General features: G+C 69.2%; 10 protein-coding genes and 1 pseudogene. 7 read left to right on the top strand and 4 right to left on the bottom strand.

Translation table 11 applies throughout. From position 1 onward, the window contains the following. From VFX99_RS14120 to VFX99_RS14090, 7 genes and pseudogenes are all read left to right on the top strand, one after another. Window positions 1–298 (top strand): annotated as a pseudogene (locus tag VFX99_RS14120) (hypothetical protein); the annotation flags it as partial. 126 nt (window positions 299–424) lie between these two features. Next, window positions 425–1657 carry a hypothetical protein gene (locus tag VFX99_RS14115; protein ID WP_329666925.1) on the top strand — a complete coding sequence of 411 codons (1233 nt, stop codon included), beginning with the start codon at window positions 425–427 and terminating at the stop codon, window positions 1655–1657. Then, window positions 1650–2822 carry a hypothetical protein gene (locus VFX99_RS14110; protein WP_329666924.1) on the top strand — a complete coding sequence of 391 codons (1173 nt, stop codon included), beginning with the start codon at window positions 1650–1652 and terminating at the stop codon, window positions 2820–2822. The genes VFX99_RS14115 and VFX99_RS14110 overlap by 8 nt, the downstream gene beginning before the upstream one ends. 3 nt (window positions 2823–2825) lie before the next feature. Next, complete coding sequence (locus VFX99_RS14105; RefSeq protein WP_329666923.1) at window positions 2826–4001, top strand: glycosyltransferase family 4 protein; 1176 nt, start codon at window positions 2826–2828, stop codon at window positions 3999–4001. Next, complete coding sequence (locus VFX99_RS14100; protein WP_329666922.1) at window positions 3998–5224, top strand: hypothetical protein; 1227 nt, start codon at window positions 3998–4000, stop codon at window positions 5222–5224. The genes VFX99_RS14105 and VFX99_RS14100 overlap by 4 nt, the downstream gene beginning before the upstream one ends. Before the next feature lie 268 nt (window positions 5225–5492). Beyond that, window positions 5493–6551, top strand: a complete 1059-nt coding sequence (locus tag VFX99_RS14095; protein ID WP_329666921.1) for an IS110 family transposase — start codon at window positions 5493–5495, stop codon at window positions 6549–6551. 21 nt (window positions 6552–6572) lie between these two features. Continuing rightward, window positions 6573–7655: a glycosyltransferase gene (locus tag VFX99_RS14090; protein WP_329666920.1), complete on the top strand. Its 1083-nt coding sequence runs from the start codon at window positions 6573–6575 to the stop codon at window positions 7653–7655. On the opposite strand, the gene VFX99_RS14085 is transcribed toward VFX99_RS14090, so the two are convergent. Genes VFX99_RS14085 through VFX99_RS14070 form a run of 4 tightly spaced genes read right to left on the bottom strand, consistent with a single transcriptional unit; the run spans window position 7652 to window position 12189 of the window. Further along, window positions 7652–9451: an ABC transporter ATP-binding protein gene (locus tag VFX99_RS14085; RefSeq protein ID WP_329666919.1), complete on the bottom strand. Its 1800-nt coding sequence runs from the start codon at window positions 9449–9451 to the stop codon at window positions 7652–7654. The genes VFX99_RS14090 and VFX99_RS14085 overlap by 4 nt on opposite strands. A 52-nt stretch (window positions 9452–9503) precedes the next feature. After that, on the bottom strand, window positions 9504–10490 hold the full coding sequence (locus VFX99_RS14080; protein WP_329666928.1) for a Gfo/Idh/MocA family oxidoreductase: 987 nt from the start codon (window positions 10488–10490) through the stop codon (window positions 9504–9506). Continuing rightward, window positions 10487–11581 (bottom strand): DegT/DnrJ/EryC1/StrS family aminotransferase, encoded by a 1095-nt coding sequence (locus tag VFX99_RS14075; protein ID WP_329666927.1) that lies wholly within the window; start codon window positions 11579–11581, stop codon window positions 10487–10489. Before VFX99_RS14075 ends, VFX99_RS14080 begins: the two co-directional genes overlap by 4 nt. A 2-nt stretch (window positions 11582–11583) precedes the next feature. Next, entirely contained in the window at window positions 11584–12189 is a 606-nt protein-coding gene (locus VFX99_RS14070) for an acyltransferase (protein WP_329666918.1), read from the bottom strand. Window positions 12190–12207: the final 18 nt, after the last annotated feature.

The following is a 12207-nucleotide window of genomic DNA, read 5'->3' as shown; positions in this document are numbered from 1 at the left end:
GTTGGTCGCGCTCGGCGAGTGGTCGTTCGCCTTCTACCTCATCCATGCGACCGTGATCTACACCGCCCTCACGATCTTCGGCTTCCAGCCGACACGCTGGATGAACCTGCTGTGGTTCGGGGCCTTGCTCGCCGTCGCGATTGCCGGAGCCGCCGCGCTGCATGTCTGGCTCGAGCGCCCCGTGGAGTCCAAGCTGCGGGCTGCGGAAGTCGGATGGCGGATGCGGCGGGAGGAGCACCGGCAGGCGAAGAAGGCCGAAGCGAAGACGGTGGCGCTCCCCGGCGAAGCGACGAGATGACCCGCTCCGCTCGGAGCCAGCGCGACACACCGGACAGACGACGTGCACCGCGCCTCTCAGGCCCCGCCGAAGGGCCGTCGTTAGAATGGCCCTCATGACCCCCGCTGCACCGAGAGAACCGCGGGCGTGGTGAATCGGAACGCGATACCGCGCTGGGGCAACGCACTGATCGACGCGATCGCGGACGCACCCATGAGCCCCGTCGGCCGGCTCGCGGCGAAGCGCCTGGGCGCGCCGGCTCCCCGCGGCAGCGTGCCGTCCACCGAGTTCGATGACCGCCCCCGCCGCGTGCTCATCGCCCCCGTGAACTACTCCGGCCAGGGTACCGCGTGGGCACGCGCCCTCGAAGACGCCGATCAGACCATCTCCGCCCGCAGCATGGCGATCGACGTGCCGGGAGGCTTCTCGGTCGCAGCGGACCTGGTGGTGCCGGTCGGGACCTATCACAACGATTCGGACTGGCAGCGGCGCCAATTCGAGGCGGCATCCGGGGCCACGCACGTGCTCATCGAAGCCGAGGAGCCCCCGTTCGGACGCATGCTCGGCCGCTCCGTCGGCGCGCAGGCGCGGGCTCTCGGCGCCCGCGGTGTGGATGTGGCCTTCCTCGCGCACGGCACCGACATCCGCCTGCCGTCACGCCACACGTCCGACAACGAGTGGTCGCATTACTCGGACCCCTCCGTCTATGCCCCGCGGGCCGAGACGCTGGCCGCCCGCAACATCGAGCTCGTCCAGCGCAGCGGTCGTCCGGTCTTCGTGTCGACGCCCGATCTCCTCACCGATCTTCCCGACTCGACGTGGTGCCCCGTGGTCGTCGATCCGGATCGGTGGGCGGCGGAGCGCGACCCTCGAGACTTGCGACGTCCGCTCCGTGTGGCCCACGCCCCGTCGGTCGACGCAGTGAAGGGAACCCAGCTGATCATGCCGGTGCTCGAGCGTCTCGAGTCTGCCGGCGTCATCGACCTCGAACTCGTGCGCGGCGTCGCATCGGCTGAGATGCCCAGCGTCTTCGCGCGGGCCGATGTGGTCCTGGACCAGTTCCGGATCGGGTCGTACGGGGCGGCTGCGTGCGAAGCGATGGCAGCCGGCTCTGTCGTGGTGGGCCACCTGTCCGAGGCCGTTCGGGCGGAGGTCCGAACGCGTGTCGGGCGAGATGTTCCGATCGTCGAGGCCACGCCATCGACTCTCGACAGCGTGCTGCGCGAACTTGCCGAGGATGCCGACATTGACGACAGGCGCGGAGCCGGCGTTGGTTTCGTCCGCGCCGTTCACGACGGGACGCTATCCGCGCGCGCGCTCATCGACGACTGGATCGGACTCCGTCTTTCGCCGTCCGGGAGGGAACCCGCCCATGCATAAGATGATCGAGCCCGTCTGGAAGGCGGTGCCCAAGTCCGTCCAAGACCTGATCGCCTCGAGTGTCGACCGCGCGCAGGGAACCGCCGTGCCGCCGCCGCCTCTACCCGACACGAGCAAGAAGTACCGCCTGCTCATCGGACCCGCAAACTACGCCGGCCAGGGGTTCCGCTGGTCGCGCGCGCTCGAGGAGACCGGCGAGGTCTCCTCGCGCAACTTCGTGCACGCCGAGAACAACGTGCTCAAGTACTCCGCCGACTACATCGTGCGGTGGCGCACGGCGGAGCACTCCCGCGCGTGGCAGCGGTCCATGGTTGAGGCGCTCGAGCACGACTACACGCACGTGCTGATCGAAGCGTGCTACCCGGTGCTCGGAGGCATGTACAGCGGAGACATCCGCAAACAGGTGGCGCTCATGCAGGAGAAGGGCGTGAAGGTCGGCATGGTCGGTCATGGCACTGACATACGCCTTCCGTCGCGGCACATGGACGGCAACCAGTGGTCGTACTTCCACAACGACGTCTGGGTCCCGGCATCTCGCCTCGAGCCGATCGTCGCCGCGAACCTGGAGCTGATCTCCGACCTCGCCCTCCCGACGTTCGTTTCCACTGCTGGCCTGCTGGTGGACGTGCCGCAGGCGCATTTCCTCGGCGTCGTCGTCGACCCGGCCACATGGGCCAACGACGAGCCGCTGCTGGCGCACGAGCGCATCAAGGTTGTGCACGCCCCGACCAACCCCAACCTCAAGGGCACGACGACGATTGCCCCGATCGCCCGCCGGCTCGAAGAGGAGGGCCTCATCGAGTACGTCGAGATCACCGGCATCCCCAATGACCGGATGCCGGCGGTGTTCGCCGACGCCGATGTCGTGCTCGACCAATTCCGCACCGGCGACTATGGAGTGGGCGCGTGCGAGACGATGGCGGCCGGCCGGATCGTGCTGGCGCATGTGACCGACCAGGTGCGCGATGAGGTAGCGCTCCAGGCGGGTATGCCGCTGCCCATTCCCGAGACGACGATCGAAAGCGTCGAGGAGATGCTGCGCGACATCGCCGCCCGCCGGGACCACTATCGCGCCCTCGCCGCGACCGGACCCGAGTTCGTCCGCCGCCTGCACAACGGTGAGTTCTCGCGCTCGGCGCTGATGAAGTACTTCCTGGACGCGTAACGCGTGCTGGTCACGATCGTCTCGAGGATCTACCGACCCGAGCCGGCCTCCGCGTCGTTCTTCCTGGGGTCCGTCGCAGACGCCCTCCTCGCCGACGGTCACGACGTCGACGTGCTCACCGCGCGGCTCCCCCGCGGCATGTCGCCGGAAGAGCGCGGGGAGCGGGTGCGGACGTTCCCGGTGCTGCGGGACCGGAACGGATACGTGCGCGGCTACCTCCCGTACCTCAGCTTCGACGTGCCGCTGGCCTTGCGCCTGCTGTTCACCCGTCGTCCGGCCGTGGTCCTGATGGAGCCGCCGCCGACCACCGGTGCAGTCGTGCGCATCGTGTGCGGCATCCGGCGCATCCCCTACGTCTACGACGCGGCCGATGTCTGGTCGGATGCCGCCGACATGGCGACCGGATCCCGCGTCGTCATCCGCGTCCTGCGCGCCGTCGAGCGCTTCGCGATGCGGGGTGCCGCTTCCCTCGTGACCATCACGCAGGGTGTCGTCGACCGCGTCCGCCAGCTCGGCATCGATCGGCCCGTCACGGTGACCGGCTTCGGCGCGGACACGAGCGAGTTCACGGTGACCCGCGCGCCCGCTTCGCCGGTCTTCGTCTACGCCGGCAGCTACTCCGTGTGGCACGGGGCCGAAGTGCTCCTTCCGGCTCTCGTGCAGCTGAGGACGACCCATCCCCGCCACCGTCTGCGCGTGATCGGCAACGGCGAGCGGGCGGCGCTGCAGCAGCGCGCCCGCGAACTCGGCATCGGCGACGCGGTGGAGTTCCTCGAGGCGGTTCCGCCCGCCCAGCTCGCTCCCCACCTCGCCGGCGCTGTCGCGACCCTCGCGACGTTGAAGCCGGGAACGGGATACGACTACGCCTTCACCTCGAAGGCCTACTCGTCGCTCGCCGCCGGCTGCCCGGTCATCTTCGCCGGGCCCGGACCGACGGCCGCCTTCCTGCACGACGCGAACCGGCACGTGCGAGCCGGAGCCGCGGTCGCCTACGACTCCGCAGCCATCGCCGAGGCCATGCGCGCGTTCGCCGACAGCCCGCTCACGATGCCGGAGCGCGAGGCCCTCGGCGCGTGGACCGCGGCTGAGCACTCGATGGCCGCCGTGGCACGCCGCGTCGCAGCGGTGGTGGAGAGCGTCGCGAAGACAGCGGCTGCTCCGCGGGGAGCGCTGAGGTGAACAGGCTCGTGACCGGCCCGATCGACTGGATGGTGCGACATCGCTCGTCGATGCCGGCCTGGGTCGATCGCCTTATGGAGTCGGTGGCCCGGAATCCCGATGGGATCCCGGGTCGGATCGCCTCGCGGCTGCTGGGTGGCGGCGGATCGGGTCCCGTCACGACCGTCCCGGACGCACCGGTACGCGTGTACATCGCGCCCACCAACTACTCCGGCCAGGGCTATCAGTGGGCGCGTGCCCTCGAGAGGGCGGACCCGGAGATCGCGGCGCGCAACATGGCCGTGTCGCTTCCCGGCGGATTCGAGTTCGACGCCGACACCACCGTGCCGGTCGCGGTGGTCAACGCCTCCGCCCAGTGGCAGGAATCGGAATGGGAGGCCGCACGCCGGTTCACCCACGTTCTGGTGGAGGCGGAGCGCTCGATCTTCGGCCGCAGGTTCGGCCGAGATGTCGCCGCTGAGATCGCCGCCCTGGAAGCCGAAGGGGTTTCGGTCGCCTATCTCTGCCACGGCACCGACATCCGCGATCCGGATAAGCACGCGACACTCACGCCCTGGTCGCTGTATCCGGAGGACCCGCGCACCGACGTGCTGCGCGAGGATGCGCGGGCCAATCTCCGGCTGCTGAGCACCGTCCGGCGCCCGACCTTCGTGTCGACTCCGGACCTTCTGCTGGACGTCCCGTGGGCGGCGTGGTGCCCGGTCGTGGTCGACGGGCGGCGTTTCGCCACCGACAGCGTCCCGTTCCTCGGCGAGCAGGTGCGCGTGGTGCACGCCGCGAGCGCGCCGCTGCAGAAGGGCAGCCACTACATCGAGCCCGCGCTCGAACCGCTCGTACGGGCGGGAGCCGTCGACTTCCGCCTGATCACCGGCACTCCCGCCGCGCAGATGCCCGCGGTGTTCGCGGGCGCCGACATCGTGATCGACCAGTTCCGCGTCGGGTCGTACGGCGTCGCGGCGTGCGAGGCGATGGCTGCCGGCCGCGTCGTGGTCGGTCACGTGCTGCCGTTCGTCCGCGAACGGGTCGAAGCCGAGTTCGGGATGCCGCTGCCCATCGTCGAGGCCACGCCGGAGTCCCTGCACGAGACGATCGCCGACCTCGCTGACGACAGGATTGCGGCGGCCGCGATCGCGGCATCCGGACCGACCTACATCGACCGGGTGCACTCCGGCACAGCCAGTGCCCGCGTGCTTCTGGACGGCTGGATCCGACCGCCCGCGTGACCTCCGCGCCGGGCCGCAGCAGACCGCCTCGGTAGCATCGAACTCAGTGTCAGGGTGATTGTGCCGTGTTGCGGTGGTTGGATCCTGATCACTGGTTGTCTGGCTCTTAGCATCCGTGCCGCCTTCGGGTTGGCGTTCATGCGTTTTGCCGACAGCCGGTGTGATGGACCGGCCGGCGTGACTTGATAGGAGCGTGGCGACGCCCCCGACTGAGATGTGTCCGCCGACCGGCCCAACCTGTCCCTCAGAGTTGGAAGGAGACGATTCCATGGTGATCGTCATTGGCGCGGATGTCCACAAAGCTACTCACACGTTCGTCGCGGTCGACGAGGTTGGCCGCAAGCTCGGCGAGAAGACGGTGAAGGCCACTACGGCCGGTCACGACGGGGCGTTGCGGTGGGCCAGGGCCCAGTTCGGGACCGAGTTGCGGTGGGGTGTCGAGGATTGCCGGCATCTGTCCGCCCGGCTGGAGCGGGACATGCTCGCGGCCGGTCAGGAGGTCGTGCGGGTGCCCCCGAAGCTGATGGCGCACGCTCGGGCGTCGGCGCGGGAGCGGGGCAAGTCGGATCCGATCGATGCTCTCGCGATTGCCCGGGCGGTGCTGCGGGAACCCGATCTTCCGGCCGCGGTTCATGATGAGTCGACGCGGGAGCTGAAGCTGCTCGTGGACCGCAGAGAAGACCTGGTCGGCGAGCGAACCCGGCAGATCAACCGGCTCCGGTGGCACCTGCACGAACTGGACCCGGAGTTCGACGTGCCGATCAAAGCGCTTCGCACCCGCGTGCAACGCGAACGCGTCGCAGCATGGCTTGCCGGACGGCCCGGCTTGGTCGCGGAGATCGCCCGTGACGTCCTGGAGGACATCCGTGCGGGAAGCGTCCGGATCGACGAGTTGGAGAGTCGTATCGGTGGCCTGGTCCAGGACCGCTACCCGCACCTGCTTGCGATGCCGGGTTGCGGTCCGTTGGTGGCCGCGAAGATCGCTGGTGAGACCGCGAACGTCAACAGGTTCCGGTCGGAGGCATGCTTCGCGATGAACGCCGGTGTCGCGCCCCTCCCGGTCTGGTCCGGGAACACGAAGGGGAGGGTTCGGATGAGCCGCACCGGCAACCGGCAGCTCAACGCCGCGCTGCACCGCATCGCTGTCACCCAGATCCGCCTGGACGGACTGGGAAGGGCGTACTACCGAAAGCGTCTGGACGGCGGGGATTGCACAGCCGAAGCACTCCGCTGCCTGAAACGACGCCTCGCACGCATCGTGTTCCACGCACTCCACGCCGACCAAAACCCGGCTCACAACCCCGCCAGCCTCCCGCTCGCGGCCTAACACTTGACATAGGAGAAACGCATGACCCAGCCCCTCGTCGACGTGACCATCGCAGTGCACTCGGCCGTCCGGCCGATAGCCCGCGCCGTGTCGTCGATCGTCGATCACACGGCGGCGCCCGTGCGCGTGAACGTGGTCGCCCACAACATCGATCCCGAGGTGATCCGTGAGAATCTGGGCGAGTACGCCACGCATCCCCGGGTGCGCCTGCTGGCGCTCCGGGACGGCATCTACTCCCCCGCCGGCCCCATGAATCACGGGCTCGCACACTCCGACGCTCCGTTCGTGGCCGTGATGGGGTCCGACGACGAGTTCGCGCCGGGGGCGATCGACTCGTGGCTCGCGCTGCAGCGCGAGACCGGCGCATCGACGGTCCTCGCGCGGGTGCGCATCGGCAGCCGCGGAATCGACCCGTACCCGCCCGTGCGCCGCGGGCGACGCAGGCGCCGTCTGAGTGCCGCGAAGGACCGCCTGGCCTACCGCAGCGCCCCCCTCGGTCTGATCGATCGGCGGCGGTTCGCCGATCTGCGCTTCACCGAGGGACTGCCGTCTGGTGAGGACCTGGCGTACTCCGCGACGCTGTGGTTCACCGGGCGCCACGTCGCGTACGACCTCACCGGCCCGGAATACGTCATCCACGACGACGCCGCCGACCGGGTCACGTTCGGCCCGAGGCCGGTTCCCGATGACTTCGCCTTCCTCGACGCGATCGAGGCGACGCCGTGGTTTGCGGGGCTGCGCCGGAGCGATCGCCGGGCACTGGCAGTGAAGATCCTGCGCGTGCACTTCTTCGACGCCGTGCTGGCGCGCACGAAGGTGCCGGAGGGAATCGGCGCGCACCGCGCCGACCTCATCGCCGTGCTGGACCGGATCGAGGCGCTGGCACCGGGTGTGACGCGCCTGCTGGCCAGGGTCGACCGTCAGGTGATCGACGAGGTGCGCTCGTCCTCACCCGATGCGAACGCCATCCTGCACTTCATCGACGCGCGCTGGAACTACCGGACGGCGGGCGCGATGCTGCCGCGCAATCCGCTGCTCGCGCTGCATCGGCAGGCTCCGTTCCGCACCCTGTACGCGGGCCTGCGCGCGATGTCGGCCGCCTAGCGATCCAGATCGCGGGCGAGCCCGGCGAGGAGCACCTGCTCCGCGAACGACGGCAGCGAGGCGGCGACCTCGTAGAACGTGCCCTGGCTGACGATCACGCCCTCATCGACGTAGCAGACCCGGTCGTAGTCCTTGATGGTGGACAGGCGGTGGGCGACGGAGATGAGCGTCACCTCGCCCTGCAGCGCCTTGATGGACTTCGTCACCTCGTCCTCGGTCTTGGTGTCCAGCGAGCTGGTCGCCTCATCGAGGACCAGCACGAGCGGATCGGTGTACAGCGCCCGGGCGATGCCGAGGCGCTGCTGCTGACCGCCGGAGAGCGAGACGCCCCGTTCGCCGATGCGCTCGTCGATGCCCCCGGCGCGCGAGGCGACGAGCGAGCCGAGCTGCGCGCGCTCGAGCGCGCGCACGACCCGCTCGCGGTCGACCTCGTCGTTCCAGGTGAGCGCGACGTTCTGCGCGATGGTGCCGTCGAACAGCGCGACGCGCTGGGGCACGTAGCCGACGCGCCCGCGCCACTGACGGAGCACCGAGTTGAGAGGGTGTCCGTCGATCAGGATCTCGCCGGACGAGGGCACGCTCAGACCGAGGAGGAGGTCGATCAGAGTCGACTTGCCCGCGCCCGACGGACCGACGATGCCCAGGGAGCTGCCCAGCGGGATGTCGACCGACATGCCCCGGATGACGTCCTCCGACGCGTTCGGGTACCGGAAGCGGACATTGTCCAGTCGCATCTCGCGCGGCCGGTCGGACAGCTCCGCGGTGTCAGCCGGTGTGGTGGAGGTCTTCATGTCGTTCTCGGATGCGATGAGGTCTCCGATGACGTCCGTCGCCGACGGAATGCTTGCGACGGCCTGGACGATGCCGCCCTGGATCCCGTTGATCGCGGGGATCAGGCGGAACCCGGCTGTGGCGAACAGCGCCACCGACGTGAGCGCAGCAGTCAGTCCGCCCTGGAAGAACGAAGCGCCGCCCACGAGGATGATCCCGCCGATGAGCGCGGCCTCGAACACGAAGCCGGGGATGATGCCGAGGATGGATCCGTTGGCGCGCGCACGCACCGAGCGCTGACGGTTGACGGTGACGAGCTCCGCGACATCCGAAAGTCGGTTGCGGAGGCTGAGCTCCTTGAGCGCCTCCATCATCTCGGTCATCAGGATCGCTACGCGGTAGCTGAACTCCAGATTGACCTGCGCCGCCTCGAGCGCCCGCTTGGTCACGAAGTGGTGCACGATCAGGGCGATCAGCGACAGGTAGACCAGCGCGATGATCGAGATCATCGGGTTGACCACGAGGAGCACGCCGAGCACCAGCACGAACGTGAAGATCGAGCTCGGCACCCGCATGAGCGGAAGCAGGAATCCGGCCATCGTGTTGGCGATACCGGCATCCGCGATCCGGGTGATCTCGGCGACCGATCGCTTCGAGCGCTGCTCCCAGCTCGAGTTGATGTAGGCGCGGAACATCCGATCGCCGATCTCGAGCTCGTACTTGGCGAAGCGCCTCGTCGCATGCCAGTGCAGCGACACGGAGAAGATCGACTTCACGATGATCAACACGAGCGCCGAGAGTGCGAGAACCGGGGCCATCTCGGGGGTGATCTCGCCGATCAGCGGGAGGTTGAGGGTGCCTCCGGTGATGGCCGGGCCGATCACGATCGCAAGCAGCGACATGGCGACCACATCGAGCAGCGTGACCACCGTCGTGGAGATCATGTAGAAGACGAAGTACCGCTGAGCACCGAGCGGCAGCAGCGGCAGCAGGTCCTGGAGGACGGCCCAGACGCGCTTCACCACGAATCACCCGCCCCCGTGGGTGCCCGCCGTCCGGTCGATCGCGGCCGAGACATCAGAAGGTGACCGATGCGCCGTTGGATGCCGAGCTCAGCGCCCCCTCGACGACCTCCAGCGTGTGAAGGCCCTGCCCCATCGTGACCACGTCGCTGGGCGCGCCCAGGACGGCATCCCGGAACGCCTCGTGCTCGACGCGCAGCGGCTCGCGCTTGGCGAACGAGAACCGGGTGACGTCGCCCTCGGAGACACCGCGGAAGGATGAGACGGAGTCCCACTCGAACGCGATGGTGCCGTTGGCGTGGAAGGTCAGGTCGCCGGTCGCCGTGTCGGCGATGTACGTGCCGCGATCGCCGGTGACGACCGTCACGCGCTCCTTCATCGGGCTGAGCCAGTTGATGAGGTGGTTGACGATGACCCCGTTCGCGAGCCGGCCGGTGAGGGCGATCATGTCCTCGTACTCGCGGCCGCTCTTGAACGTCGTCTGCGCATACACAGTCTTGTAGTCGCTCTGGGCGACCCAGGCCGTCAGGTCGATGTCGTGCGAGGCGAGGTCCATGCCCACGCCCACGTCGGCGATGCGGGCGGGAAAGGTGCTCTGGCGTCGGGTGGCGATCTGGTAGACCTCGCCGACGTCGCCGTTGGCGAGTCGGCGCCGCAGCTCCTGGAGCGCCGGGTTGAACCGCTCGACGTGCCCGACGGCGCCGACCAGGCCTCGCGAGGAGAACGCCTCGGCCATCTGGCGTCCCGCCTCGGTCGAGTGCGCGATGGGCTTCTCGACGAGCGTGTGGATGCCGGCGTCGGCCAGAGTCATCGCGGCGTCGAAGTGATAGCGCGTGGGCACGGCCACGACGGCGAGGTCGATGCCTGCGGCGATCAGCGCGTCCACGTCCGGGAGCACATCCAGACCGGCCGCCACACCGTGCGGATCGCCGCCGGGATCGGCGATGGCGACGAGGTCGACGCCGTCGACTTCGCGGAGCACTCGGGCGTGATGGCGACCCATCATCCCGATGCCGAGCAGCCCTGCCCGCAGCGCCATCAGGCGCCCGCCCCCGCGACCGCGTTCACCGCGCGGACGATCCGCTCGAGGTCGGCCTGGGTGAGCGAAGGGTGAACGGGCAGCGAGACGACCTCGCGTGCGGCGACCTCGGTGACCGGGAGATCCAGGCCGGGCGCGTACGGCGCGAGCGAAGGAAGGCGGTGGTTGGGGATCGGGTAGTACACGCCGCTGCCGACCTGGTGCTCCTCCTTGAGCGCCTTCACGAAGCCGTCGCGGTCCTCGGGCACGCGGATCGTGTACTGGTGGTACACGTGAACGGCGCCTTCGGCGACGGGTGGCACGACGACGCCGCGCAGATTGGCGTCGAGGAACGCCGCGTTCTCCTGACGACTGCGGGTCCAGGCATCCACCTTGGTGAGCTGGACGCGACCGATCGCCGCATGGATGTCCGTCATGCGCGCGTTGAAGCCGACGACCTCGTTCTCGTACTGCTTCTCCATGCCCTGGTTGCGCAGCAGCCGCACCGACCGGGCGAGCGTGTCGTCGGCGAGCGTGACCATGCCGCCCTCACCGCTGGTCATGTTCTTGGTCGGGTACAGCGAGAACATCGCGAACGCGCCCCATGCGCCCACCGGGCGGCCGTCGAGGGATGCGCCGTGCGCTTGGGCCGCATCCTCGTACAGCGCCACGCCCCGCGTGTCGGCGAGGGCCGAAAGCTCGCGCAGGCGCGCGGGGTGACCGTACAGGTGCACCGGAAGGATGCCGCGGGTCCGGGGCGTGATCGCGGCCTCGACCGCGGCGGGGTCCAGCGAGAACGTCTCGGGCTCGATGTCGACGAAAACGGGGGTGGCACCGGTCAGCGCGACCGAGTTGCCCGTCGCAGCGAAGGTGAACGACGGCACGATGACCTCGTCGCCGGGGCCGACGCCTGCGGCGAGCAGCCCGAGGTGCAGGCCCGAGGTGCCCGAGTTCACGGCGACGGTCGGGCGGCCCTGGACGAAGTGGTCCGAGAACTCGCGCTCGAAGGCGGCGACCTCGGGTCCTTGGGCGACCATGCCGCTGCGCAGCACGCGGTCCACCGCTTCGCGTTCGTCGTCTCCGATGATCGGCTTGGCGGGTGGGATGAAGTCCAGCGTCACGTGGTGACCTCTCTGAGTGTGCCGTCGACTTCTTCGTAGACGTCGGATGAAACCGGGCAGTGCCACTGACCGTCGCGTTCCACGAGCGGATGACCGGCGCGGCCGACCCACCCGATGCGTCTGGCCGGCACGCCGGCGACCAGTGCGAAGGCGGGAACGTCCTTGACCACGACCGCGCCGGCGGCGACCGTCGCCCAGGCCCCGATCGTGACCGGCGCCACGCACGTCGCGCGGGCACCGACGGAGGCTCCGGATTCGATCGTCACACCCACGGGCTCCCAGTCGTGTGCGCTCTTGAGCGATCCGTCGGGATTGATGGCGCGCGGGTAGGTGTCGTTGGTGAGCACGACCGCAGGCCCGATGAAGACCCCGTCGCCGAGCCGGGCGGGCTCGTAGACCAGCGCGTAGTTCTGCACCTTGCAGTTGTCGCCCATCACCACGCCGGTGCCGATGTAGGCCCCGCGGCCGACGACGCAGTTCTCGCCCAGAACGGCGCCCTCTCGCACCTGTGCGAGGTGCCAGATCGACGACCCGTCGCCGATCCTGGCGTCGGCGGACACGTCAGCGGATTCCGTGACGCGCACGGCGGAATACTGGCTCAAGTCGGGGCTCCTCGCGAC

Origin of the sequence: Microbacterium sp., assembly GCF_036277215.1 — a bacterium.
Taxonomy (GTDB): Bacteria; Actinomycetota; Actinomycetes; order Actinomycetales; family Microbacteriaceae; genus Microbacterium.
This window is presented reverse-complemented; position numbering and strand designations above follow the sequence as displayed.

Excerpts from the sequence above, each read along its gene's own strand:
- VFX99_RS14110 (WP_329666924.1), top strand. The coding sequence starts at position 1,650 with ATGCATAAGATGATCGAGCCCGTCTGGAAGGCGGTGCCCAAGTCCGTC.
- VFX99_RS14095 (WP_329666921.1), top strand. The coding sequence starts at position 5,493 with ATGGTGATCGTCATTGGCGCGGATGTCCACAAAGCTACTCACACGTTC.
- VFX99_RS14090 (WP_329666920.1), top strand. The coding sequence starts at position 6,573 with ATGACCCAGCCCCTCGTCGACGTGACCATCGCAGTGCACTCGGCCGTC.